Source organism: Kitasatospora sp. NPDC056531 (assembly GCF_042794375.1).
Classification (GTDB): Bacteria; Actinomycetota; Actinomycetes; order Streptomycetales; family Streptomycetaceae; genus Kitasatospora.
Genome location: NZ_JBHTTU010000015.1, coordinates 70,003 through 93,426, shown reverse-complemented (window position 1 = coordinate 93,426; position 23,424 = coordinate 70,003). Strand labels below are relative to the sequence as shown.

19 protein-coding genes, 1 tRNA gene, 1 pseudogene and 1 riboswitch are annotated in these 23,424 nt (G+C 73.9%); of the genes and pseudogenes, 15 read left to right on the top strand and 6 right to left on the bottom strand.

What is annotated here, in order from left to right; all coding sequences use genetic code 11:
• The first annotated feature begins 121 nt into the window (after positions 1 to 121).
• The 3 genes from ACFQ87_RS16655 to ACFQ87_RS16645 are packed head-to-tail and all read left to right on the top strand — an operon-like array spanning position 122 to position 4,481.
• Complete coding sequence (locus ACFQ87_RS16655; protein ID WP_380611511.1) at positions 122 to 988, top strand: FAD binding domain-containing protein; 867 nt, start codon at positions 122 to 124, stop codon at positions 986 to 988.
• Positions 985 to 2,157, top strand: a complete 1,173-nt coding sequence (locus tag ACFQ87_RS16650; RefSeq protein WP_380611493.1) for a 2Fe-2S iron-sulfur cluster-binding protein — start codon at positions 985 to 987, stop codon at positions 2,155 to 2,157. Before ACFQ87_RS16655 ends, ACFQ87_RS16650 begins: the two co-directional genes overlap by 4 nt.
• Positions 2,154 to 4,481, top strand: a complete 2,328-nt coding sequence (locus ACFQ87_RS16645) for a xanthine dehydrogenase family protein molybdopterin-binding subunit (RefSeq protein WP_380611492.1) — start codon at positions 2,154 to 2,156, stop codon at positions 4,479 to 4,481. Before ACFQ87_RS16650 ends, ACFQ87_RS16645 begins: the two co-directional genes overlap by 4 nt.
• Positions 4,482 to 4,557: 76 nt before the next feature.
• Here the strand turns inward: ACFQ87_RS16645 and ACFQ87_RS16640 are convergent.
• A tRNA-Cys gene (locus ACFQ87_RS16640) sits at positions 4,558 to 4,629 on the bottom strand.
• 83 nt (positions 4,630 to 4,712) lie between these two features.
• Positions 4,713 to 4,778, top strand: a riboswitch (guanidine-III (ykkC-III) riboswitch).
• Between the two features lie 44 nt (positions 4,779 to 4,822).
• Here ACFQ87_RS16640 and ACFQ87_RS16635 point away from each other — a divergent pair.
• Together ACFQ87_RS16635 and ACFQ87_RS16630 are read left to right on the top strand one after the other, a co-directional pair.
• Positions 4,823 to 5,137, top strand: coding sequence for a DMT family transporter (locus ACFQ87_RS16635; protein ID WP_380611491.1), 315 nt, complete (start codon positions 4,823 to 4,825; stop codon positions 5,135 to 5,137).
• Between the two features lie 97 nt (positions 5,138 to 5,234).
• A complete protein-coding gene (locus ACFQ87_RS16630) occupies positions 5,235 to 6,674 on the top strand; it encodes an MFS transporter (protein WP_380611490.1) in 1,440 nt (479 codons plus the stop codon).
• Positions 6,675 to 6,677: 3 nt separating this feature from the next.
• Here the strand turns inward: ACFQ87_RS16630 and ACFQ87_RS16625 are convergent, their stop codons facing one another.
• Positions 6,678 to 8,006, bottom strand: a complete 1,329-nt coding sequence (locus ACFQ87_RS16625) for a hypothetical protein (protein ID WP_380611489.1) — start codon at positions 8,004 to 8,006, stop codon at positions 6,678 to 6,680.
• 428 nt (positions 8,007 to 8,434) lie between these two features.
• Between ACFQ87_RS16625 and ACFQ87_RS16620 the strand changes: the two are divergent.
• From ACFQ87_RS16620 to ACFQ87_RS16610, 3 genes and pseudogenes are all read left to right on the top strand, one after another.
• Positions 8,435 to 8,830, top strand: a pseudogene (locus ACFQ87_RS16620) (sortase domain-bontaining protein); the annotation flags it as partial.
• The gene (locus tag ACFQ87_RS16615) at positions 8,827 to 10,152 is read left to right on the top strand and encodes an alpha/beta hydrolase (RefSeq protein WP_380611488.1); all 1,326 of its coding nucleotides are present in this window, start codon (positions 8,827 to 8,829) and stop codon (positions 10,150 to 10,152) included. The pseudogene ACFQ87_RS16620 and the gene ACFQ87_RS16615, both read left to right, overlap by 4 nt.
• Positions 10,119 to 12,719: a rhomboid family intramembrane serine protease gene (locus tag ACFQ87_RS16610; RefSeq protein WP_380611487.1), complete on the top strand. Its 2,601-nt coding sequence runs from the start codon at positions 10,119 to 10,121 to the stop codon at positions 12,717 to 12,719. The genes ACFQ87_RS16615 and ACFQ87_RS16610 overlap by 34 nt, the downstream gene beginning before the upstream one ends.
• Before the next feature lie 149 nt (positions 12,720 to 12,868).
• Here the strand turns inward: ACFQ87_RS16610 and ACFQ87_RS16605 are convergent, their stop codons facing one another.
• Positions 12,869 to 13,300: an SsgA family sporulation/cell division regulator gene (locus tag ACFQ87_RS16605; RefSeq protein ID WP_380611486.1), complete on the bottom strand. Its 432-nt coding sequence runs from the start codon at positions 13,298 to 13,300 to the stop codon at positions 12,869 to 12,871.
• Positions 13,301 to 13,590: 290 nt separating this feature from the next.
• Between ACFQ87_RS16605 and ACFQ87_RS16600 the strand changes: the two genes are divergently transcribed.
• The 3 genes from ACFQ87_RS16600 to ACFQ87_RS16590 all read left to right on the top strand — a co-directional run bounded on the left by ACFQ87_RS16600 (position 13,591) and on the right by ACFQ87_RS16590 (position 17,325).
• Positions 13,591 to 15,423: a DEAD/DEAH box helicase gene (locus ACFQ87_RS16600; RefSeq protein ID WP_380611510.1), complete on the top strand. Its 1,833-nt coding sequence runs from the start codon at positions 13,591 to 13,593 to the stop codon at positions 15,421 to 15,423.
• Between the two features lie 371 nt (positions 15,424 to 15,794).
• The gene (locus ACFQ87_RS16595) at positions 15,795 to 16,445 is read left to right on the top strand and encodes a helix-turn-helix domain-containing protein (protein WP_350739323.1); all 651 of its coding nucleotides are present in this window, start codon (positions 15,795 to 15,797) and stop codon (positions 16,443 to 16,445) included.
• A 73-nt stretch (positions 16,446 to 16,518) separates the two neighbouring features.
• Complete coding sequence (locus ACFQ87_RS16590) at positions 16,519 to 17,325, top strand: S16 family serine protease (protein WP_380611485.1); 807 nt, start codon at positions 16,519 to 16,521, stop codon at positions 17,323 to 17,325.
• A 34-nt stretch (positions 17,326 to 17,359) separates the two neighbouring features.
• On the opposite strand, the gene ACFQ87_RS16585 is transcribed toward ACFQ87_RS16590, so the two are convergent.
• The gene (locus ACFQ87_RS16585; protein WP_380611484.1) at positions 17,360 to 17,926 is read right to left on the bottom strand and encodes an Lrp/AsnC family transcriptional regulator; all 567 of its coding nucleotides are present in this window, start codon (positions 17,924 to 17,926) and stop codon (positions 17,360 to 17,362) included.
• A gap of 139 nt (positions 17,927 to 18,065) precedes the next feature.
• On the opposite strand from ACFQ87_RS16585, the gene ACFQ87_RS16580 reads away from it, so the two are divergent.
• On the top strand, positions 18,066 to 18,305 hold the full coding sequence (locus ACFQ87_RS16580) for a VOC family protein (RefSeq protein ID WP_380611483.1): 240 nt from the start codon (positions 18,066 to 18,068) through the stop codon (positions 18,303 to 18,305).
• Positions 18,306 to 18,321: 16 nt separating this feature from the next.
• Here ACFQ87_RS16580 and ACFQ87_RS16575 read toward each other — a convergent pair whose 3' ends face one another.
• Complete coding sequence (locus ACFQ87_RS16575; protein ID WP_380611482.1) at positions 18,322 to 18,852, bottom strand: hypothetical protein; 531 nt, start codon at positions 18,850 to 18,852, stop codon at positions 18,322 to 18,324.
• Between the two features lie 144 nt (positions 18,853 to 18,996).
• Between ACFQ87_RS16575 and ACFQ87_RS16570 the strand changes: the two genes are divergently transcribed.
• The 3 genes from ACFQ87_RS16570 to ACFQ87_RS16560 all read left to right on the top strand — a co-directional run bounded on the left by ACFQ87_RS16570 (position 18,997) and on the right by ACFQ87_RS16560 (position 22,741).
• Positions 18,997 to 19,701 carry a response regulator transcription factor gene (locus ACFQ87_RS16570; protein ID WP_380611481.1) on the top strand — a complete coding sequence of 235 codons (705 nt, stop codon included), beginning with the start codon at positions 18,997 to 18,999 and terminating at the stop codon, positions 19,699 to 19,701.
• Between the two features lie 17 nt (positions 19,702 to 19,718).
• Positions 19,719 to 21,155 (top strand): sensor histidine kinase, encoded by a 1,437-nt coding sequence (locus ACFQ87_RS16565; protein ID WP_380611509.1) that lies wholly within the window; start codon positions 19,719 to 19,721, stop codon positions 21,153 to 21,155.
• Between the two features lie 182 nt (positions 21,156 to 21,337).
• On the top strand, positions 21,338 to 22,741 hold the full coding sequence (locus tag ACFQ87_RS16560) for a glycosyltransferase 87 family protein (protein WP_380611480.1): 1,404 nt from the start codon (positions 21,338 to 21,340) through the stop codon (positions 22,739 to 22,741).
• A 95-nt stretch (positions 22,742 to 22,836) separates the two neighbouring features.
• Here ACFQ87_RS16560 and ACFQ87_RS16555 read toward each other — a convergent pair whose 3' ends face one another.
• The gene (locus tag ACFQ87_RS16555) at positions 22,837 to 23,253 is read right to left on the bottom strand and encodes an SsgA family sporulation/cell division regulator (RefSeq protein WP_355671848.1); all 417 of its coding nucleotides are present in this window, start codon (positions 23,251 to 23,253) and stop codon (positions 22,837 to 22,839) included.
• Between the last annotated feature and the right edge of the window lie 171 nt (positions 23,254 to 23,424).

The following is a 23,424-nucleotide window of genomic DNA, read 5'->3' as shown; positions in this document are numbered from 1 at the left end:
GATCGCCCGTACCCTACGGGCCAGGCCGGGCTGCTGACGCGGACAGGACGGCCACGGCCGCGGGCGGCAGGCGATCGATGAGCAAGTGGAGCACGGTGGGACCCAGGTGAACCGGACGATCATGCTGCCGGCCTCGCTCGACGAGGCCGTCGACGCGCTGGCCGCCGCCCCGGCCGCGGTACCGGTGGCCGGAGCCACCGACCTCATGGAGGCCGTCAACGCCGGACGGCTGCGCCCGGCCGCCCTGGTCGGCCTCGGCCGGATCACCGAACTGCGCGGCTGGCGCTACGAGGACGGCGGCACCGCCGTCCTGGGCGCCGGACTCACCCACGCCCGGATGGACCGCCCCGACTTCGCCGCGCTCATTCCCGCGCTCGCCGACGCCGCCCGCACCGCCGGCCCGCCGCAGGTCCGCAACGTCGGTACCCTCGGCGGCAACATCGTCACCGCCGCCCCGGCCGGCGACACCCTCCCGGTGCTCGCCGCGCTGGAGGCCGTCGTCACCCTGGCCCGGGCCGGCGGCAGCCGCGAGGTACCGGTCAGCCACCTGCTCACCGGCCTCGACCCGGTGCGCCCCGGCGAACTGCTCACCTGGGTACGGGTCCCGCTGCTGCACGCGCCGCAGGTCTTCCTCAAGGCCACCGGCCGCAGCGGCCCGGCCCGCGCCACCGCCTCCGTCGCGCTGGTCCTCGACCCGGCCCGGCGCGCCGTGCGCTGCGCCGTCGGGGCCGTCGCCCCGGTGCCGCTGCGCCCGCTGGAGGCCGAGGCCTGGGTGGCCGGGTGCATCGACTGGGACGGCAGCCGGGAGATCGACCCGGCCGCCACCGCCGCCTTCGGCGAGTACGTGGCCGCCGCCTGCGTCCCCGACAACTACGGTGCCGAGGGCTCCTGGGAGGCCGTGACCGAGGGGCCGACCGCGGCCGCCGTTCGGCTACGGCGTACCGTATCGGTGCTGGCCCGACGGGCACTGGGAAGGGCGCTGAAGTGACCACAGACCCCATCGAGACCCTCGACGCCGACCCGCTCGGCCTCACCCCGCAGGTCACCCGCGAGCTGCGCCCGTGCGCCTCCTACACGCTGCGGGTCAACGGTTTCGAACGGCCCGTCACGGACGCCTGGATCGGTGAGAGCCTGCTCTACGTGCTGCGCGAGCGGCTCGGCCTGGCCGGCGCCAAGGACGGCTGCGAGCAGGGCGAGTGCGGCGCCTGCTCGGTGCAGGTGGACGGCCAGCTGGTGGCCGGCTGCCTGGTGCCCGCCGCGCTGGCCGCCGACAGCGAGATCAACACCGTCGAGGGCCTGTCCGCCGGCGGCGGCGCGAGCGACGTCCAGCAGGCGCTGGCCGCCTCCGGCGCCGTCCAGTGCGGCTACTGCACCCCCGGCATGGCGATGGCCGTGCACGACCTGCTCCAGCGCAACCACCGGCCCACCGAGGTCGAGGCCCGGCAGGCGCTGTGCGGCAACCTCTGCCGCTGCACCGGCTACCGCGGGGTGCTGGCCGCCGTCCAGACCGTCGCGGACGCCCGCGCGCTGGAGGCCGAGGAAGCGGAGGAGGCCGCCGCGGCCGCCGCCGAGGAGGCCGTCGCCGAGCAGCCGGCCGGCGAGGCCCTGGCCGAGGCGTCGGTCGGGCAGCCCGCCGCCGTCGAGCCGGAGCCGGTCGTCGAGCCGCCGGTCTACGCCGACGCCGAGGCCTGGATCGAGCACGTCCCGCAGCCGACCGCCGAGCCGGCCCCCGTCCCGGCCCAGGCCGACCCCGGGTACGGCGAGAGCGGCTACGACACCGGCGTGTACGACACCTCCGCGCTGGCCGGGATGCCGCCCGGCATCCCCGCGCAGGCCGCGGACGACCACGTCTACTACCCGCCGCAGGGCTACCCCGAGCAGGCCTACCAGGCCACCCCCGCGCACGGCACCTACGTGCCGGCCGGCTTCCCGGACGGCCACCAGCCGCAGCACGGCTACGACACCGGCTACGACGCCCCGGTCTACGAGCCCACCCCCGCGCACGGCACCCCGGTGCCCGACGCCGTCTACGACGGCACGCCCGCGCACGGCACCCCGTACGTGGACCCGCACGGGGCCCCGCCCGAGGGCGGCGCCCCGTACACCGCCACCCCCGCCCACGGCATCCGCCTTCCCGAGGACGACCACGCATCATGACGTCGCCTACCGACATCGGCGCAGCAATCCAGCAGGACGGCGGCGAGGGCGGCGCGCCGGAGCCGTTCGGCCTGGGCAGCTCCCCGCTGCGCAGCGACGCGCTGCCCAAGGCGCTCGGCATCTACCCGTACGCGGCCGACCTGTGGGCCGAGGGGCTGCTGTGGGGCGCGGTGCTGCGCTCGCCGCACCCGCACGCCCGGATCCGCGGCATCGACACCTCGGCGGCGCTCGCCCTGCCCGGCGTGCACGCCGTGGTCACCGCCGCCGACCTGCCGCCGGGCCCGGACGGCACCCCCGACGGCGCCCCGGCGGGCCCGATCGTCGCCGACCGGCCGGTGCTGGCCTCCGGCGTGGTGCGCCACCACGGCGAGCCGATCGCCGCGGTGGCGGCCGACCACCCGGACACCGCCCGGCTGGCGGTCGGCCTGATCACGGTCGACTACGAGCCGATGGAGGCCGTGACCGACCCCGAGCAGGCCTTCACCGCGCCGCCGCTGCACCCGGACGGCAACCTGTTCCGCCACCTGCCGCTGCGCACCGGGGACCCGGAGGCGGTCGGCGAGATCGTCGTCGAGGGCCTCTACCAGGTCGGCCGGCAGGACCCGGCCCCGCTCGGCGCCGAGGCCGGCCTGGCCGTACCGCGCCCGGACGGCGGCGTCGAACTGCACCTGTCCTCCACCGACCCGCACGGCGACCGCGACCGCACCGCCGCCTGCCTGGGCCTGGAGCCGGACCGGGTCCGGCTGGTGGTCACCGGTGTGCCCGGCGCCACCACCGACCGCGAGGACCTCGCCTTCCAGGTCACCCTGGCGCTGCTGGCGCTGCGCACCGGCCGTCCGGTGAAGATGACGCTGACCCGCGAGGAGTCCTTCCACACCCACAGCTCGCGCCACCCCGCGCTCCTGCGCTACCGCCACCACGCCGACGCCGAGGGCACGTTGGTGAAGGTCGAGGCGCAGATCCTGCTGGACGGCGGCGCCTACGCGGACGTCTCCGCCGAGGCGCTGGCCGCCGCGACGGCCTTCTCGGTCGGCCCCTACGTCTGCCCGAACGTGTTCGTGGACGCCTGGGCGGTGCGCACCAACAACCCGCCGGCCGGGCGGATGCGCGGCGAGGGCGCGCTGCAGGCCTGCTTCGCGTACGAGTCGCAGATGGACCAGCTGGCCGCCCGGGTGGGCGTGGACCCGGTGGAGATCCGCCGTCGCAACGCGATGTCCACCGGCGACCCGATGCCCACCGGGCAGGCCGTCACCTGCCCGGCGCCGGTGAAGGCGCTGCTGGACGCGGTGGCGGCCGAGCCGCTGCCGGCCCTGCCGGTGGACGACCCGGACGCCGAGTGGCTGCTGCCGGGCGGGCCCGGCGGCGCCGGGGACCCGGCGGCGGTGCGCCGCGGCATCGGCTACGCCGTCGGCATGGTGCACATGCTGGGCGCGGAGGGCGAGGACGAGGTCTCCACCGCCACCGTGCGGGTCAGCGGCGACCACGCCACGGTGATCTGCGCGGCCGTCGACGCCGGGCAGGGCTTCGCCACGCTGGCCCGGCAGATCGTGCAGACCGTGCTGGGCGTCAGCGAGGTCTACATCGCGCCGGCCGACAGCGACCAGTCGATCGCCGGGCCCTCCGCCCGCGGCCGGCACACCTGGGTCTCCGGCGGCGCGGTCGAGCGGGCCGCACTGATGGTCCGCCACCAGCTGCTGCAGCCGATCGCGGCCAACTTCGGGATGTCGGCGGAGCTGCTGCAGATCGCCGACGGCAAGATCACCTCCTACGACGGGGTGCTCGGCATGCCGGTCGCCGAGGCGCTGGAGGGCAAGGAGCTCTGGGCCACCGCGCAGTGCCGCCCGCACCCGACCGAGCCGCTGGACGAGTCCGGGCAGGGCGACGCCTTCGTCTCCATCTCCTTCTGCGCGATGCGCGCGGTGGTGGACGTGGACATCGAGCTGGGCGCCGTCCGGGTGGTCGAGATGACCGTCGCCCAGGACGTCGGCCGGGCGTTGAACCCGCGGCAGATCGAGGACCGGATCGAGGCCGGCGTGGCCCAGGGCGTGGGCCTGGCGTTGATGGAGGACCTGCAGACCTCGGGCGGGGTGCTGCTCAACCCCTCGCTGACCGGCTACCGGCTGCCCACCTCGCTGGACACCCCGGAGGTGCGGATCGCCGCCCTGCTGGAGGAGCGGGACGTGGTGGCCACCTTCGGCGCCAAGGCGGTCAGCGCCGTCCCCGCGGTGGTCGCCCCGTCGGCCGTCGCCGCCGCCGTCCGGGCCGCCACCGGCCTACCGGTCGGCCGGCTGCCGATCCGGGCGGAGGACGCGGTCACGGCCTGACCGGAAAAGCCTGGCAGGAAAAGCGCAAAGGGAATTGCCGGTCGACATCCGAGTCGACCGGCAATTCCCTTTTCCGAGGCCGTGGCGGGAATTGAACCCGCGTTCACCGCTTTGCAGACGGTCCCCTGAGCCACTCGGGCACACGGCCAGTGAATTCAGGATGGCGGAGTCGGGGAATGGGGTCAACGAAGTTTTGTAAATTCTGTATGGCAATGTGTGCTACCGTCGGAGGCGGTGGCTGTTTTCGCGCCACCCCGGACGAGCGCGTCGTACCCGGTGACGACAAGACGACGCAGTTCGGCGGCAATCCGGCCGCTGTGGACTGCGGAGGTACGGCCGTCATGGCTTGGCTCGTTCTGATCGTCTCGGGTCTCCTGGAGACCGCGTGGGCGGTGGCCCTGGAATCGTCCAAGGGTTTCTCCCGCCTCGTCCCCAGCCTCGTGTTCGGCGTCGCCCTGCTGCTCAGCCTGGGCGGGCTGGCGTACGCGATGCGCACCATCCCGATCGGCACCGGGTACGCGGTCTGGGTCGGCATCGGCGCGGTCGGCACCGCGCTCTACGGCATGGCCGCCCTGGGGGACCCGGTGACCACGGCCCGGATCGGCTGTCTGCTGCTGATCGTCTCCGGCGTGGTGGGGCTCAAGGCGCTGTACTGAGCCCCGGCCCGCCGCGCCGGTCCTACGCCTGCGGACCGAGCCGATCACCGACTCGGGTCAGGGGCCATCGAAGCGGACGGCTCTTACGATGATACGTATGACCACTGCCTCCCCCACCTCGGTCGACTCCACCCCGATACCCGACGGCACCGACTCCGGCGGCGGGGTCCTCAGCGGCCGTTACCGGGCGCTGACGCTGGGAATCGTGTCGGTGGTCCTGGTGATCGCCTTCGAGGCGACCGCCGTCAACACCGCGATGCCGACCGCGGCCCGCCGGCTGAACGGCCTCGGGCTGTACGCCTTCGCCTTCTCCGGCTACTTCACCACCACGCTGTTCGCGCTCGTCGTCTCCGGGCAGTGGTGCGACCGGCGCGGGCCGCTGCGGCCGCTGTTCACCGGCATCGCGGTGTTCGGCGCCGGCTTGGTGGTGGCCGGCACGGCGCCCGGCATGTGGGTGTTCGTGGCTGGGCGGGCGATCCAGGGCCTGGGCGGCGGGCTGGTGATCGTCGCGCTGTACGTGGTGGTCGGCCGGGCCTACCCGGAGCGGCTGCGGCCGGCGGTGTTCGCGGCCTTCTCCTCGGCCTGGGTGCTGCCCTCGATCGTCGGGCCGCTGGTCTCCGGGGCCGTCACCCAGCACCTGGGCTGGCGCTGGGTGTTCCTGGCGGTGCCGGTGCTGATCCTGCTGCCGCTGTCCGTGATGGGCCCGGCGCTGGCCCGCTCGGAGCGGGAGCACCCGGTGCCCAAGGGCGCGGACTTCGACCGCCGGCGTACCCTGCTGGCCGCGATGGCCGCGGTCGGCGCCGGACTGCTGCAGTACGCGGGCCAGCGCCGCGACCTGATCGGGCTGATCCCCGGGATCGCCGGGGCGGCGCTGCTGGCGCCGGCAGTCCTCGGGCTGCTGCCGAAGCGGACCCTGCGGGCCGGGCGCGGGCTGCCGACGGTGATCCTGCTGCGCGGGGTGGCGGCCGGGGCGTTCTTCGCGGCCGAGGCCTTCATCCCGCTGATGATGACCACCCAACGGGACCTCTCGCCGACGCTGGCCGGGCTGACCCTGACCAGCGGCGGGCTCTCCTGGGCGCTCGGCTCCTGGTTGCAGGGGCGGCCCGGGGCCGAGCGCTACCGCGAGGCGATGATCCGGTGCGGATTCGTGCTGACCGCGGTGGCGATCGCGGGCGCCGCGCTGGTGCTGGTCCCGGGGGTGCCGGCCTGGGCGGCCTCGGTGGCCTGGGGCGTCGGCGGCATCGGGATGGGCCTGGCGGTCGCGAGCGTCAGCGTGCTGATGATGAAGCTCTCCGCGCCGGAGGACGCCGGGGCCAACTCGGCCGCCCTGCAGATGAGCGACGCGCTGGGCAACGTGCTGCTGACGGGCCTGGCCGGGGTGCTGTTCGCGGCGCTGGGCGGCGGCTCGCTCGCCGTCGCCCACGAGGGCGCCGAGGCCGCCGGCTCGCCCGGGGCCTTCGCGGTGATCCTGCTGGTGATGGCCGGGGTGGCGCTGCTGGGGGCGCTGCTCGCCGGCCGGGTCCGCACCCGGTCCTGACGCTCAGCCCGCGGTGGCGGTGGCGGTGGGGGAGGGGACCGGCGGCGGTGCCGCCGGGGTGCCGAGGAGGCCCTCCCAGCCGCCGGCCGGGGACTGGCCCGGGGCGAGGCTCTGCAGCTTGCGCAGCACCGCCGGGTCCTGGGCGTCCAGCCAGTCCACCAGCTGGCGGAAGGAGACCAGCCGGACCTCCGGCTTGTCCGCGATGGTCTTGAGCACGTCCTCGACGGCGTTCATGTAGATGCCGCCGTTCCACTCCTCGAAGTGGTTGCCGATGATGTACGGCGCCCGGTTGCTGTTGTAGGTGCGGTCGAAGCCCATCAGGTAGGAGTCCCGGGCCTGGGCCTGGAAGCCCTGGTAGAGCGCCGGGTCGGCCTTGGTGTTGGGGCCGCACTGGTTGTACATGATGTTGTAGTCCATCGACAGCACCTGGAAGGTGTGTCCGGGGAAGGGGATGGACTGCAGCGGGAGGTCCCACAGCGCGCCGCCCTGGATCTTCTGCGGCCACACCTGGGTGCCGTTGCCGCTGCTGTCGTAGCGCCAGCCGCGCTTGACCGCGGTGGGCAACAGGTTGCGCTGGCCCTCCAAACAGGGGGTGCGGCTGCCGATCAGCTCCTTTCGGTAGTCGAAGGGCAGCGCCGGCAGGTCGGTGAAGCCGGTGTTGGTGCGCCAGTTCGTCACGAAGTCCATCGCCTGCTGGATCTCGCTGTCCCACTCCTCCGGGGACCACTGGCCGACGCCGGTGGAGCCGCAGAAGTGGCCGTTGAAGTGGGTGCCGATCTCGTGGCCCTCCAGCCAGGCGGCGTGCACGTTCTCCAGGGTGTCGCGGATGTGCTGGTCGCTCAGGTAGCCGATCTCGGAGGCTCCGGCCTGGTGCTGCGGCGGGAGGTACTGCTCCTTCCTGGACTCCGGCAGCAGGTAGAGGCCGCTGAGGAAGAAGGTCATCGAGGCGTTGTGCTCCTGGGCCAGCCGGCGGAAGCGGCCGAACAGGCCGTTGTCGAGCTCGCCGGCGCCGTCCCAGGAGAAGACCACGAACTGCGGCGGGCGCTGGCCGGGCCGGAGCCTCTCGGGGACGGGCTGGTGCGGCTGGGTGCCGGTGTCGGAGGTGGAGCCGTCGCCGATCAGCACGACCTGCGGCTTCTGCGGGACCGGGGCCGGGACGGCGCTCTGCCCGCCTTCCGACGGGGTGGCCGGGGCCGCGCCGCCCGCCGCGTGCTCGCCGCCCGTCGCGTACTCCCCGCCGCCGACGGCCCGGTCGCTGCCGCAGCCGGCCGCGAGGGTGGCGGCGGTGGCCGCCCCGGCGGCCAACAGGGCGCGGCGGGAGAGAGCGTCCATGGTCACTCCGTTCATGAGGCGTTCAGCAGGAGTACGGCGTGCGGAAGTCCGCTCGGACTGTGAGGAGCGATAGAACCCGTGATCGGGTCAGCATGGCATGAGGGCAAGAACGGTCGAAGAGGCGCAGCGGACGGTCGTAATCGATCGCTCGATTGACGCAACCGAACCGGTGGGTCAGGTCGTCGGAGCTGTTCGACGAGTGGTTCCGCCACGCTCGTACGCGGAACGGATTCGTCACACTCGGTGTCCGGACCTTCGCCCGCCGTACGGGCGGGGCCCGCATCCCTGCCGATCGGCGGGTGCGGATACGGCCGTCGTGGGGACGTGCCTTAAGGTTCCGATCCGGTTGAATGAGTTCTCAGGAAACTCCCAGGAAGCGGGATTCCGGTCGGCAGAGGGGAGTGTCCGTGGGCGTCCAGCAGAGCCCCGACGGCCACCTGCAGGTCCCGCCCGAGGCCGACCGCAACCTCGCGGGCTGGTACCGCGGCGGCGCCACCCCGGGCCAGCGCGGCACCGCCGTCCTGGCGGGGCACGTCGACAACAACGCCGGGCCGGCCGTCTTCTACCGTCTCGGAGCGCTCCGCCGGGGGGACCGGGTCGAGACAGCCCGGGCGGACGGCGCCACCGCCGTCCATCAGCTGTACGCCATCGAAGTGCACGACCGAAAGGACTTCCCGGACGACCGGGTCTACCGCCAGGCCGCCGACGCTCAGCTGCGGGTCATCACCTGCGGCGACGCGTACAGCGAGGATCACGGCTACGAGGGCAACGTCGTGGCTTGCGGATTCCTGGCCGACACCACCCCGCCGGGGAAAGCCGCATGACCACGCTCACTCTCGCCACCCGCTGGAACCCGATCGACTGGCCGCTCACCCACGGCCCGATCCCGTACGCCGTGCTCGCCGCCGGCTGGGCGGCGCTCGTCCTGCTGGCCGTCCGCCGCGGCCGGGCCTGGTGGCGGTTCCGCCTGCCCGCCGCCCTGGTCACCGCGGGCGCGCTCAGCCTGCTGCTCGACGTCCTGGTGGACGGCTGGTGGCACCCGTTCCCCGAGGGCACGCCCCGGTACGTCACCTGGTGGATAGCCGTCGCCCTGCTGGGCTTCTGCCTGGCGGGCTACCGGATGCGCCGACTGCCCTGGCGGCGCCGGGCGCTCACGTTCGGCCTGAGCCTGCTGGTGCTGCTGATGGCCGCCTCCCAGGTCAACATCGGCTTCGGGCAGTTCCCGAGCGGCCGGGTGATGCTCGCGCCGTGGCTGACCAGGACCGATTCGCTGATCGTCGACAAGACCGCTCAGACCGTGGCAGCCCCGCAGGACAAGGTGCTCGACGAGGTCTGGCACGCACCGGCGAACCTGCCGGAGAAGGGCACCGTCTCGGTGGTACCGATTCCGGGCACCAAGTCGGGCTTCAAGGCCCGCGATGCGTACGTCTACCTCCCGCCCGCCTACCAGGCCACCCCGCGGCCGCTGCTGCCGGTGGTCGTCATGATCAGTGGCCAGCCGGGGATCCCGGGGGACTGGGTGCTCTCCGGGCAGATCAACGAGGCGCTGGACGCGTTCGCGGCCGAGCACGGCGGCCTCGCGCCGATCGTGGTGATGCCCGATCAGCTCGGCTCGACCTGGGCCAACACGCTCTGCCTGGACTCGAAGATCGCCAAGGTGCAGACCTACCTGGCCGCGGACGTCCCCGACTGGATCCACCAGAACCTGCAGACCGCCACCGGCCGCAAGGCCTGGGCGATCGGCGGCGCCTCGATGGGCGGCACCTGCGCGCTCCAGCTCGGCGTCAACGCGCCCGACGTGTACGGCAGCGTCCTCGACATGTCAGGGCAGACGGAACCGACCCTGGGCACCCGGGAGGAGACCGTGAAGGCCGCCTTCGGCGGTGACGAGGAGAAGTTCGACGCGGTCGATCCGCTCCATGTGATGGCCCGCAGGAAGTTCCCGGACACCAACGTCGCCATGGTGGTCGGCGAGACCGACGGGGAGTTCCGCCCGCAGATGGAGAAGGTCTACCAGGCCGTGCAGGAAGCCGGGATGAAGGCCAGGTTCGAGCTCATGCCGGGCGACCACGGCTGGGTCGTGTTCCGCCCCGGCATCGTCCGGCAGATCCCGTGGCTGGCCCGACAGACCGGACTGACCAGGTGATCGGGGTCGGGCTCGCGCCCGCGGTCGAGCGCGAGCGGGGAGCGGGGCCGGGCGCGGGGCGCGCGGCCGACCCGGGCGCCGACCTCGCCCCGGTCACCCGGACGGCGGAACCGCGCCCGCAGCGGGTGCGGCTGGCGGCCCGGATGCTCGGCGGCCGGCTGCGCGCGGCGCCGCTGACCCTCGCGCTGCTGGCCGGCCTCTGGACGCTCGGCGCGGCCACCGGGAGCCTGTCCGGCGGGCCGCACCAGCGGCTGCTCGCCCGTGCGGGCGTCGGCCTGCCCACGCTCGCCGACGGCCGCTGGTGGACGCCGGTCACCTCGATGCTGTGGTGCTCGGGCATCGGCGCGTACGTCTTCACCAGCCTGCTGCTGCTCCTGGTCGGCCCGGCCGCCGAACGGCGGCTCGGCCGGCTGCACACCCTCGCGGTGCTGGTCGGCGGGCAGGTGGTCGGCACCCTGCTGGGCGCCGGACTGGTCGAGTTCGGCTCCTCGGCGGGGGAGCAGTGGACCGCCTCGGTGGCCGACCAGATCTCGGTCGGGCCCGGCGTCGGCCTGTTCGCCCTGGCCGGGGTGCTCGGCTACCGGCTCACCGTGCTCTGGCGCCGCCGGCTGCACGTGCTGGTGCTGCTCGTCCCGCTGGTCATGACGCTGTACGTCGGCCACCTGCAGAGCGTCCAGCGGTGCGCCGCCGCGCTGGTCGGCCTGGGCGTCGGCGCGCTGCTCAGCCGGGGTCGGCCGTACCTGCGCGCCCACCGCTCCTCGCACGCCGAGACCCGGGTGCTGGTCGCGCTCTGCCTGGTCGCGGCCGCCTGCGGGCCGCTGCTCGCCTCGCTGTACGACAACGCCAGCGGGCCGTTCAACACCTTCTCCGAGCTGTACTTCTCGCACCGGCTCAGCCCGGAGGAGGTGGCCGACTTCTGCGCGATGTCGGCGCACGACTGCGCCCGGGCGCACGCCGTCGAGCGGATCTTCGACACCCCGGGGCGGCTGATGGCCGCGCTGTTCCCGGGGCTGCTGCTGGTGCTCGCCGAGGGACTGCGCCGGGGCCTGCGGTTCGCCTGGCGGATCACCGTCGCCGCCGAACTGCTCTGGGTGGGCCTGCTGGCCTGGCTGTACCTGGACGCCGGGCCGGTCAGCGGGGACGTGGTGCAGTACTTCGTCGAGGCGATGGCGCTGCCGCTGCTGACCACCGGCCTGCTGCTGGCCACCCGGCAGAGGTTCCGGGTGCGGCTGGCCGGCCGGGCGGTGCGCCGACTGGCCTGGGTGGTCGGCGGGGCCGCGGTGCTCTCCTCGGCGGCGTACGTGGGGCTGGGGCGGCTGGTGGCCGACCAGTTCGAGCCGGGGGCGACCGCCCGACGGCTGATGCACGGACTGCCGGCCCAGTTCCTGCCGCCCGCCTACAACGACCTGACGCCGGACTACCCGATCGCGGTCGGCCCGGTGGCGCTGTTCCTGGAGACGTACTGCGGTCTGGCGTTCTGGGTGGTCACGCTGGGCGCGTTGCTGTCCGTCTTCCGCCGCCCGGTGCTGCACGCCGACGCGACGGCGGCCGCCCGGGCCCGGGAGCTGCTCACCGCGCACGGCGGCGGGACGCTGTCCTTCATCACCACCTGGGAAGGCAACCACTACTGGCTCGACGAGCACGGCCGCGCCGCCGTCGCCTACCGGCTGGTCGGCACCGTGGCGCTGACCACGGGCGATCCGTTCGGCGCCCCGGACGCGCGGGGGCGGGCGGTGGCGGGCTTCGCCCGGTACTGCGACGCCCGCGGCTGGACGCCCTGTTTCTACAGCGTGTCCGCCGAGACCAGGGCCGCCGCCGCCCAGCTGGGCTGGCGCTCGGTGCAGGTCGCCGAGGACACCGTGGTGCCGCTGCCCGAGCTGGCCTTCACCGGCCGCAAGTGGCAGGACATCCGCACCGCCCTCAACAAGGCCGGCAAGCAGGGCATCACCGCGGAGTGGTGGGCGTACCACGAGGCGCCGATCGAGCTGCGCGAGCAGATCCGGGCTATCTCCGAGGAGTGGGTCTCCGAGAAGGGCCTGCCCGAGATGGGCTTCACGCTCGGCGGGCTGGAGGAGCTGGACGACCCGGACGTGCGGGTGCTGATCGCGGTGGACGAGGAGCGGACGGTGCACGGGCTGACCAGCTGGATGCCGGTGTACGAGAACGGCGTGCCGGTCGGCTGGACGCTGGACTTCATGCGCCGGCGCTCGGACGGCTTCCGCGGCGTCAACGAGTTCCTGATCGCCTCGGCCGCGCTCGGCTTCAAGGGCGAGGGCGCGCGCTTCCTGTCGCTGTCGGGCGCGCCGCTGGCCCGCACCGGGCAGGACGAGGAGCCCAACGGGCTGCAGCGGATGCTGGACTGGATGGGCAAGGTGCTGGAGCCGGTGTACGGCTTCCGCTCGCTGCTCGCGTTCAAGGCGAAGTTCCAGCCGGAGTACCGGCCGATGTACATGGCCTACCCGGACCCGGCCGCGCTGCCCGGCATCACCCGGGCGATCGGCAAGGCCTACCTACCGCACCTGACGGCGGCGCAGGGCGTGCGGCTGATGCGCAAGCTGTCGGGCTGAACCGCCCGGAGGCGGGTGGGCGGGTGACCGTCGGCCTTCCCGGGCCCGGACCCGGGCGGCAGTGGACCTGCGGTGACCGGCTGCCGGCCGGCCGGTGACCGGCTCTGACGGCCGGAAGCGCGGGGGCGCTCCCGGACGACGCCGGGCACTCAGCCGAGCAGCTGGGCGAGCGCGCGGTCGGCGTCCAGGTGCAGGTGCTCCTCGCCCTCGGGGACGAGCAGTCGGCTGCGCCACAGGAAGCGCCGCAGGTCGGTGGTGTCGAACTGGAGCAGCGCGGTGCCCTCCGGGGCCCGCAGCTCGACCATGGTGCGCCGGCCGGGCGCGGGCCGGACGTGGACGTCGCCGACTCCGGCCGGCAACTCCAGGCCGGCCGAGAGCAGCTGGCGGGCGAAGACCCAGACGATGTCCTCGGTGCTCTCGCCGTCCGGGAGGTCGTCCAGCGAGAACTCGGCGGGGAAGGCCGTCCGGACCGCGAACGGGTCCTCCGGCAGGTAGGACAGCACCACGCGCAATCGGGCGGAGCGGTGCGGGGAGAGGATCAGGCGGGCCTGGACGGTCTCTTCGACGCCGTTGTGCTGCATGGCGGGGGTCCCTTCGGGCTGTGGGGGTGGGGCGGCCTTGCACCAGTGAGAGTGGTGGGGCGGCCTCCGATTACGCGCTTTCAACAGAGCTTCGATGTGACCTGTATCACGTCGAATTCCGGCCGTCCCGCCCGCCCGCGGGCTCGGGTCGAAGCGGTCGAACGGTGGCGGGGCCGGTAGGCTGGGCGGGTTGTCCGATCGCCGCCCGACCGCGGGACGGGGCCGCAAAACCGCCTCTGACCTGCGATGATCCCCCCTCGGAGACCGTGAGTACTGCCGCCGCCTCCTCGATGCCGCTGTTCTCCGACGTACCGGAGACGGAGGCGCCCGTCCGGGCCGTCGGCCATGCCGCGCCCGCCGCCTCGCACCACCTCTCCCCGGCCTTCCCCGGCCGCGCCCCCTGGGGCACCGCCGGCAGGCTGCGGGCCTGGCAGCAGGGTGCGCTGGACAAGTACATCGAGACCCAGCCGCGCGACTTCCTCGCGGTCGCCACCCCCGGCGCAGGCAAGACCACCTTCGCGCTCACCCTGGCCTCGTACCTGCTGCACAACCACCTGGTGCAGCAGGTGACGGTCGTCGCGCCGACCGAGCACCTGAAGAAGCAGTGGGCCGAGGCCGCCGCGCGGATAGGCATCAAGCTGGACCCGGCGTACTCCTCCGGGCCGCTGTCCCGGGAGTACCACGGCATCGTGGTCACCTACGCGGGCGTCGGGGTCAACCCGATGCTGCACCGCAACCGGACCGAGGCCCGCAAGACCCTCGTGATCATGGACGAGATCCACCACGCCGGTGACTCCAAGTCCTGGGGCGAGGCCTGCTTCGAGGCCTTCGAGCCGGCCACCCGCCGGCTGGCGCTGACCGGGACGCCGTTCCGTTCGGACACCAACCCGATCCCGTTCGTCTCGTACGAGGCGGGCGGCGACGGCATCCGCAAGTCCGTCGCCGACTACACCTACGGGTACGGGCACGCGCTCGCCGACCACGTCGTCCGCCCGGTGATCTTCCTCAGCTACAGCGGCAACATGCGCTGGCGCACCAAGTCCGGCGACGAGCTGGAGGCCCGGCTCGGCGAGCCGATGACCAAGGACCTGATCGCCCAGGCCTGGCGCACCGCGCTGTCCCCGCAGGGCGAGTGGATCCCGGCCGTGCTGCAGGCCGCCGACCGCCGACTGACCGAGGTCCGCAAGGCGATCCCGGACGCCGGCGGGCTGGTGATCGCCACCGACCAGACGGTGGCCCGGGCCTACGCCAAGATGCTGCGCGAGATCAGCGGCGAGAAGGTCACCCTGGTGCTCTCCGACGAGACCGAGGCCTCGAAGCGGATCTCCGACTACTCGGAGGGGACCTCGCGCTGGATGGTCGCGGTCCGCATGGTGTCCGAGGGCGTCGACGTGCCCCGGCTGTGCGTCGGGGTGTACGCGACCTCGATCTCCACCCCGCTGTTCTTCGCCCAGGCCGTCGGCCGCTTCGTGCGCGCCCGCAAGCGCGGCGAGACGGCCTCGGTGTTCCTGCCGACCATCCCGATGCTGCTGGGCTTCGCCAACGAGATGGAGCTCCAGCGCGACCATGTGCTGGACCGGCCCAAGAAGGAGGGCGACGGCCTCTTCGACGAGGAGGACCGGCTGCTCGCCGAGGCCGAGCGGGCCAACGACGGGCCGGACGGCGCGGGCGGCGAGGAGTTCTCCTACGAGGCGCTCGGCTCCGACGCGGTCTTCGACCGGGTGCTGTACAACGCCATGGAATTCGGCATGCAGGCCCACCCGGGCAGCGAGGAGGAGGACGACTACCTCGGCATCCCGGGCCTGCTGGAGCCGGACCAGGTGCAGATGCTGCTGCAGAAGCGCCAGCACCGCCAGATCCAGCGCAGCAAGACCAAGCCCGCCGAGGAGGCCGACCTGCTGGAGCTGCCAGCCGAGCAGCGGCCGGTCGTCACCCACCAGGAACTGCGCGAGCTGCGCAAGGAGCTGAACGCGCTGGTGGCCGCCTGGCACCACCGCACCAGCCAGCCGCACGGCACCATCCACAACGAGCTGCGCCGCCAGTGCGGCGGGCCGCTCACCGCGCAGGCCACCGCCAACCAGCTGAAGGCGCGGATCGCCCGCATCCGGGAGTGGGCGAAGTAGCGGTCCGGCGGGTGCGGACGGGCGTGTCCTGGACGGGCCCGTCTGCCCCGGTGTGTCCGGACATCGGACCGGGGGCGGGCTCGCGCCCCGGCGCGCCGGGTGACTTGGGGGTGTTTGTCCGGAATTTCCGACGGCGTTGGTGACGATCACGCCCGAATTTTGGACAACCACTTCCGCCGCGACATTTCCTTCACTACCTTTCCCCCACGCTCTTCCGCCGGGCAACCCCCGCGGCACGGGCTCCGCAGGACCGCGTGGCCGTCAAGGACGACGCCACGCGGCCCGAGCGCGGCCACCCCCACCTGCGCGCGACACCGACCTTCGGACCGGCGCCGCCCGCCCCACGAGCGCCGCGGAAAGGATTGTCCGTCGTGACTGCCGAGACCTCCCAGACGCTGGACCGCGGCGTCCGCGTCCTCAAGCTCCTCGCCGACTCTGAGCGCGGGCTCACCGTCACCGAGCTGGCCGCCCGGCTGGCCGTCAACCGCACCGTGGTCTACCGGCTGCTCGCCACCCTGGAACAGCACGGCCTGGTCCGCCGCGACATCGGCGGCCGCGCCCGGGTGGGCCTGGGCGTGCTGCGGCTGGCGCACCGGGTGCACCCGCTGCTGCGCGAGGCCGCGCTGCCGGCCCTGCGCAGCCTCGCCGAGGACCTCGGCGCCACCGCCCACCTGACCCTGGTGGACGGCAACGAGGCGCTGGCCGTCGCCGTGGTCGAGCCGAGCTGGACCGACTTCCACGTCGCCTACCGCACCGGGCTGCGCCACCCGCTCACCGAGAGCGCGGCAGGCCGGGCGATCCTGGAGGCCCGCGGCTTCCCCAGCCAGCGCCGACCCGAGCAGGGCTTCGTCATCACCCGTGCGGAGGAACAGTCCGGCGCCAGCGGGGCCGCCGCCGCGCTGCTGGGGCTGAGCGGCATCGAGGGCAGCGTCGGCGTGGTGATGCTGAACGGGCTGGTGCCCGAGCGGGTCGGGCCCCGGGTGGTGGAGGCGGCCACCGAGGTGGCCGACGCCCTGAGGTAGCGCCTTCGGCGAGCGGTAGCGCCTCGCCCCGGAGGCGAGCGGGCGAATGACAGAGTGTGTTTGGATTCCCCTTGTGTCCGACACCAAGCTGCCCAAGGCCCTCTCCGCCCCGCGGACCCGCGCGCTCGCGCTCTGCGGGGTGCTGGTCGCCGCCCTGTTCGGCGTGGCCGCCTTCGTCCCGCTGCCGTACACCCTCACGTGGCCGGGCCTGACCGCGGACACCCTGGGTGCCTACCAGGACCGCCCGGTGCTCACCATCACCGGGGCGCCGCTGCGCACCACCGAGGGAGAGCTGCGGATGGTCACCATCTCGGCCACCAACCCGGGGCAGGAGACCAGGTTCTGGCGTGCGCTGGAGGCGTGGTTCAACCCCGACGAGGCGGTCCGCCCGACCGAGACGGTGTACCCGCAGGGCAACCCGGCCAAGGCCGAGGAGGTGACGGCCCAGCAGATGGCCGAGTCGCAGGACAGCGCCACCGCGGCCGCGCTCGACTACCTCCACCTCTCGCCGGACCAGGTGAAGGTCAAGGTCGACCTGGGCGACGTGGGCGGCCCGAGCGCCGGCCAGATGCTGGCGCTGGGCATCGTCGACAAGCTGGCCGGCGACGGAAAGGGCGGTGACCTGACCGGTGGGCTCAAGATCGCGGGCACCGGCACCATCGAGAAGGACGGCACCGTCGGCCCGGTCGGCGGCGTGCCGCTGAAGACCCAGGCGGCCGCCCGGGACGGCGCGACGGTGTTCCTGCTGCCCCGGGACGAGTGCGCGGACGCCAAGGTGCACACGCCCAAGTCGCTGCGGCTGGTGCCGGTCGGCACGCTCGCCGAGTCGGTCTCGGCGCTGGAGGCGCTCAAGAGCGGCGGCAGCGTCCCCAGCTGCTGACCGGCCGTCGATCCCCTGCGGCGGCTCGGGTCGCCTACTCGGCGGCTGCCTGGTCGACCAGCGGCAGGATCCGGTACGGCACCGGGTTCTCCAGCACGATCGCGGTGGAGGAGCGGACGATCCCGTCGAAGCCCACCACCCGGTCGATCACCCGCTGCAGATCGGCGTTGGAGCGGGCCACGATCCGCACCAGCATGTCCCCGATGCCGGTGATGGTGTGCAGCTCCAGCACCTCGGGCACACCCGCCAGGTGCGCCCGCACGTCCGCGCCCTGGCCCTGGGAGATCTCCAGGGTCGCGAAGGCCGTCACCGGGTAGCCGATCGCCGCCGGGTCCACCTCCGGGCCGAACCCGCTGATCACGCCCTTGGCCTGCAGCCGGTCCAGCCGGGCCTGCACGGTGCCCCGGGCGACCTGCAGCCGCCGCGAGCACTCCAGCACGCCGATCCGCGGCTCCTCCGCCAGCAGCCGGATCAGCCGGCCGTCCAGGGCGTCGATGGCGTCGTTCCCGCCGCCCGACGGGGGAGTGGAAACGCCCTGGGGGGTGGGGGAGCCGGGCGAGCCGGGCGAGCCGGGGGAGCTCGGGGAGTGGGCGGGGGGCATCGCGGCACCGTCCTCCGGTGGGCATTCTGTACAGCGGCGTCGCCGATTCTCCCGCCCCGGGGCGCAGCTTGACCAGTAACTCTGCGCACAAGCCCCGTTCGGCAGGGCGGCGTAAGCGCATACGGACGCGCAGCAGGCTATGACCGGGCCGTCCTTGCTGGACCTCGCGGTGAGCGTGCCGGACGTCTACTACGCGTACGACTACGCGGTGGACCGGGGCGCGCTGTCGCTGGCCGAGCCGTACGAGGTGCGGGACCGGTTCGGCTCGGTCGTGCTGGCCACCATCGGGGTGCCGGGCGGCACCAGGCACACCCTGGTCGACCGGGCCGGGTACGCGGGGCCGTACCTGCCGGGGTACGTGCCCTTCGAGAGCTGGTGAGGCCGGTGACGCCGGCTCAGCGGATCGCCGTCTCGACGACCGGCGGGTGGCCGTTCCAGTAGACGAAGACCGAGTTGGCCTGGTCGCCCTTGGTGAAGTCCACCCGCATCCACTGGTCGCCGTTCCACACCTGCATCTGCCAGCCCGGGTCCGGGGTGGCGGAGACCAGCGAGGCCTTGTCGGCGCCGATGTCCAGGGCCACCCGGCCGCCGGGGATCGGGTAGCTCTTCACCGTGGACGTCGTGGTGGCGGTCGCCGTGGGCCGCCGGGTGGGCGCCGGGGTGGCCGCGGTGACGGCCGGCGGGCGGGTGGCGGTGGCGGTCGGGGAGGCCGACGGGGTCCCGCCCTGGGCGGCTGAGCGCGGCTGCTCGGGGGTGACGGTCGCGGTGTACGGCGTGCCGTCGGCCTTCGGGGAGGGCAGCGGCAGCGCCGTGGGCTGCTCGAACGCGGCGCCGGTGAGCACCGCGTGCACGCCGAGCCAGGACAGCGCCACCGCCGCCCCGGTGGCCGCCGCCCAGGCGCCGAGCTGTACCAGTCCGTTCCGCATCGTCCGCACATCCTGCCGTATTTCCGGGCAGCCGAGAGCGGCACCCCCGGTGTTCCGCAGGGCAGTTGAACAATGTCCGGAGCGGGCTCGGCGCCACCCCCGAGGTACAGACCACTGCCCGTCGATGGCGTACCGTGCAGGCCCATGGCAACAGTGCTCGTGGTCGAGGACGACCCCTTCGTACGTTCCGCCCTGATCCGCCACCTGACCGACACCGGTCACGCGGTGCGCAGTGTGGGCACGGCCCTGGAGGCGCTGCGGGAGGTCGCCCAGGTCGGCTGCGACCTGGTGATCCTGGACCTGGGACTACCCGATCTGGACGGCGGCGAGGCGCTCAAGATGATCCGGGGGCTGACCAACGTCCCGGTGATCATCTCCACTGCCCGGGACGACGAGGCCGAGATCGTCCGGCTGCTCAACGACGGGGCCGACGACTACCTGGTGAAACCTTTCTCCGGAGAGCACCTGAGCGCCCGGATGGCCGCCGTACTGCGCCGGCTCGGCAGCGGCGCCGCGCCCGTCGCCCAGGTGCTGCGGGTCGGCGGACTCGCCATCGACACGCAGCGGCGCGAGGCCGTCCTGGACGGGCGAGCGCTCGACCTGACCCGACGGGAGTTCGACCTGCTGGCCTTCCTGGCCGCCCGGCCCGGGGTGGTGGTGCCCCGCAAGGAGATCCTTGCCGAGGTCTGGCGGCAGACCTACGGCGGCGACCAGACCATCGACGTCCACCTCTCCTGGCTACGCCGCAAACTCGGCGAGACCGCCTCCAACCCCCGCTACCTGCACACCGTCCGGGGCGTCGGGGTCCGACTGGAAGCCGTCGGGGCCCCCGGGGAGCACCGGACGTGAAGCGGTTCGCGCACTCGCTGCGCTGGGCCCTGATCAAGGCCGCGGTCGCCGGGACCACCATGGTCGCGCTGGCCTTCCTCATCCCGCTCGGCCTGATGGTCCAACAGACCGCCCGGGACCGGGCGTTCACCGCCGCCGAGCGGCAGGCCGCCGCGCTCGGTCCGGCGCTCGCCATCACCACCGACCAGGACGCCGTCAACCGGGCGCTGGCCAGCACCGACGCGGGCGCGCAGGGGCGGATGGCGGTGCACCTGCCGGCCCCCGCCGGGGTGTCGACCGGCGGCGGAGCTGACGGCCCCACCATCGGAGAGGGGCGCGCGGCCCTCGGCGACGTGGCCACCGCCGGCGGGCAGGGCCGCTCCTTCACCGTCTCGGTGCCCGGCGGGTACGCCCTGCTCCAGCCGGTCGCGGTGGACACCGGGCGGACCGCCGTGGTCGAGGTGTTCGTGGCCGAGAGCGATCTCACCCGGGGTGTCTCCACCGCCTGGCTGGTGCTCTCCGCGGTCGCGCTCGGCCTGGTCGCCATCTCGGTGCTGGTCGCCGACCGGATGGGCGGCCGGATCGTCGCCTCCGCCCGGCGGCTCGCCGCCGCCGCCCGCTCGCTCGGCGCCGGGAACCTCGCGGTCCGGGTCCCGGTGGCGGGCAAGCAGGTCGACGGCAGCCCCGAGGAACTGCGCGAGGCGGCCCAGGCGTTCAACACCATGGCCGACCGGGTGGTCAAACTCGTCGCCGCCGAACGCGAGTTGGCCGCCGACCTGTCGCACCGGCTACGCACCCCGCTGACCGTGCTGCGGCTCAACGCCGCCTCGCTCGGCGACGGCGACGCGGCCGACGCCACCCGGCACGCGGTGGCCCAACTGGAGCGCGAGGTCGACCAGATCATCCGCTCCGCCCGTCGCGCCCCCGAGGACGCGCCCGCCGTCGCGGTCGGCTGCGACGCCGCCGAGGTGATCCGCGAGCGGGTCGGCTTCTGGTCCGCGCTGGCCGAGGACGAGGGCCGCCGCTGGCAGCTGGCCGGCGCCGAGCAGGCCGCGCCGGTCCCCGTCCAGCGCGCGGACCTGGCCGCCGCCGTCGACGCGCTGCTCGGCAACGTCTTCCGGCACACCGCCGTGGGCACCGCCTTCTCGTTGGACGTGCTGGCCACCGACTGCTCGGTGATCGTCCTGGTCGGCGACGCCGGGCCGGGCTACAGCGACCCGGCCGCCGCCCTCAGACGCGGCGAGGGCCACGGCGGCGAGGGCTCCACCGGCCTCGGCCTGGACATCGTCCGCAAGCTGGCCGAGTCCACCGGCGGGGACCTGGCACTCGGCCGCTGCGCCGTCCTCGGCGGCGCGGAGACCCGGCTGCGGCTGCGCACGCGGGCGGAGGACGCGCCCCCCGCGCGGGCCGGGCGGCGGCGGTCGCGGGGCACGCCGTTCTCGAAGTGGTCGCGGGGCGCGCCGTTCCCGAAGTGAGGGTGCCGGAGGTGAGGGTGCCGGAAGTGGGCGGGATGCCGGGTGGTGTCCTGTACCCAACCCCGTCGGCCGTTCCGCAGCTCGAGCCGCACTTGTGACGCTGCGTAGTCGATCGTGCCCAGGCCGGGTTCGGCGCCATCCGGTATCGTCGCTGGTTGGCCGAGCGGTGGACGGAGTGGACAGTGACAGCGGTGCAAGACGAGCGCAGCCCGGTGCGGACCGCACCCGACCCCTCGCCCGCCCCCCTGTCCGGCCGGCTGCGGCTCGCGCTCGACGCCCCCGTGCGCGCGCTGCGCGAGGCGCCCCGCCGCCCGCTGCTGGCCGCCTCGGCCGTGGCCCTGCTGTCGCTGGTCGTGTACGCAGTGGTCCGCCACTTCGTCCACACCTCGATGGTGGACATGATCGTCTACCGGGCCGAGGGCGCCGCCGTCGCCAACGGCACCGACCTGTACGCGCTGCGCGTCACCGAGTGGAACCTGCCCGCGACGTACCCGCCGTTCGCGGCGATGCTGTTCGTCCCGACCACCTGGTTCCCGGTCCCCTTCCTCCGGATCGCGATCACTCTCGGCAACCTCGGACTGCTGGCCCTGCTGGCCCACCTGTCCTTCAAGCTGGTCGGCTGGCCGCGCCGCGAGCTGCGGCCGATCGGCGTGGTCCTGGTGACCGGCCTCGGCGTCTGGCTCGAACCCGTCTTCACCACGCTCCGGTACGGTCAGATCAACCTCGCACTCGCCTGCCTGATCCTCTGGGACCTCACCCGTTCGGACGGGCACCGCAGCAAGGGCGTGGCGATCGGCATCGCGGCCGGCATCAAGCTCACCCCCGGCCTGTTCGCCGTCTACCTGCTGATCACCGGCCGGGTCCGGGCCGCCTTCACGGCCGCCCTCACTTTCCTCGGCACCTTCCTGATCGGCGCGCTCTTCCTGCCCGACGCCACCTGGGGCTTCTGGACCAAGTACCTCTACGACTCCTCCCGGGTCGGCAAGACCGAGATCGTCGACAACCAGTCGCTGCGCGGCGCCTTCGCCCGCCTGCTGCACACCGCCGACCCCGGCACCCTGGCCACCCTCGGCGCGGGCACGGTCGCGCTGGCCGGCCTCGCCGTCGCCGCCTGGGCCGCCCGCAGCGGCCGCTGGCTGCCCCGGTCCGAGGCCTGGGGCGTCTGCTGCGCCGCCGTCACGGCCGTGCTGATCTCGCCGATCAGCTGGACCCACCACTGGATCTGGTGCGTGCCGATGCTCGTCCTGCTCGCCGCCGAGGCCTCCGTCGAGCGCGCCCGCCCGGCCGGGGTGCGCAGGCTGCGCTGGCGGGCCGCGTTCTGGGCCGCCGCGCTCGCCTTCGTGTCCTTCGCGATGTGGGCCGCCAAGCCGCTCGGCCCGGCCGTCCTCCACATGTCACCGCTGCGCCAGGTGCCCACCTCGATCTATCCGTGGGTCGGGCTCTGCTTCCTGCTCGCCGCCGCGATCCGGATAAGGGCTCGGCGGCGGTCCGCCGGCGCGCCGCTCGTCCGGCTGCCCGGACAGCGCAGCGGCGACGGCGGCCCGGACGCCACCCGCGGTCGTCAGCAGGCCCCCGCGGCCCGCTGAGCCGGCGGGGGCGCCGATCCCCTTCTCCTGATCCCGCCGCACCCGTACGTGTCGGTGTGCGTCGTGGACGTGCCGGTGCACGCTGCGGCGCACGCCTACGCGAGCAGCTCGGCGAGCGAGCCGTCCATGTCCAGCGCGGCCAGCTCGCTGCCCGGCGGGACCAGCCGGTGCGCCCGCTCCAGCCAGGCCGCGACGGCGGGCAGCGGCGCCTCCAGCAGCGCGTCCCCGGCGGGCGAGCTGAGCGCCAGGCAGAGCACGCTGCGCCGGCCCGAGCGGGTCGGCCAGATCCGCACGTCGCCCTGGCCGCACGGGCGGAAGGTGCCCTCCACCAGCAGCTCGCGGGCGAACACCCAGGTGACCGGGGAACCGGTGTCCAGGTGGAAGGTGATGTACACCGCGTACGGGTCGTGGCTGCCGTAGGTCAGCCGGGCCGGGACGGGGACGCTGTGCTCGGGGGAGAGCACCAGGTTGAGTTCCAGCTCGTGCTCCACGACGCTGACGGGGCGGTCCATGATCGTCTTCCTCTCTGTCTTCGGTTCGTGCCCGGTTCCGGGCCCTGTGACCTTTGAGAGGGCGGTCCACACCGGCTCTTACACACGTTTCCGGGTTTTCTCCGGGAAGTTTCGCGAGGGGTGGTGAACGGCCCGGGTCGCGGCGCGCAGGCACCTGTCGCGCGCCGGTTT

Excerpts from the sequence above, each read along its gene's own strand:
- ACFQ87_RS16655 (WP_380611511.1), top strand. The coding sequence starts at position 122 with ATGCTGCCGGCCTCGCTCGACGAGGCCGTCGACGCGCTGGCCGCCGCC.
- ACFQ87_RS16645 (WP_380611492.1), top strand. The coding sequence starts at position 2,154 with ATGACGTCGCCTACCGACATCGGCGCAGCAATCCAGCAGGACGGCGGC.
- ACFQ87_RS16635 (WP_380611491.1), top strand. The coding sequence starts at position 4,823 with ATGGCTTGGCTCGTTCTGATCGTCTCGGGTCTCCTGGAGACCGCGTGG.
- ACFQ87_RS16630 (WP_380611490.1), top strand. The coding sequence starts at position 5,235 with ATGACCACTGCCTCCCCCACCTCGGTCGACTCCACCCCGATACCCGAC.
- ACFQ87_RS16625 (WP_380611489.1), bottom strand. The coding sequence starts at position 8,006 with ATGGACGCTCTCTCCCGCCGCGCCCTGTTGGCCGCCGGGGCGGCCACC.
- ACFQ87_RS16615 (WP_380611488.1), top strand. The coding sequence starts at position 8,827 with ATGACCACGCTCACTCTCGCCACCCGCTGGAACCCGATCGACTGGCCG.
- ACFQ87_RS16605 (WP_380611486.1), bottom strand. The coding sequence starts at position 13,300 with ATGCAGCACAACGGCGTCGAAGAGACCGTCCAGGCCCGCCTGATCCTC.
- ACFQ87_RS16600 (WP_380611510.1), top strand. The coding sequence starts at position 13,591 with ATGCCGCTGTTCTCCGACGTACCGGAGACGGAGGCGCCCGTCCGGGCC.
- ACFQ87_RS16585 (WP_380611484.1), bottom strand. The coding sequence starts at position 17,926 with ATGCCCCCCGCCCACTCCCCGAGCTCCCCCGGCTCGCCCGGCTCGCCC.
- ACFQ87_RS16580 (WP_380611483.1), top strand. The coding sequence starts at position 18,066 with ATGACCGGGCCGTCCTTGCTGGACCTCGCGGTGAGCGTGCCGGACGTC.
- ACFQ87_RS16575 (WP_380611482.1), bottom strand. The coding sequence starts at position 18,852 with ATGCGGAACGGACTGGTACAGCTCGGCGCCTGGGCGGCGGCCACCGGG.
- ACFQ87_RS16570 (WP_380611481.1), top strand. The coding sequence starts at position 18,997 with ATGGCAACAGTGCTCGTGGTCGAGGACGACCCCTTCGTACGTTCCGCC.
- ACFQ87_RS16555 (WP_355671848.1), bottom strand. The coding sequence starts at position 23,253 with ATGGACCGCCCCGTCAGCGTCGTGGAGCACGAGCTGGAACTCAACCTG.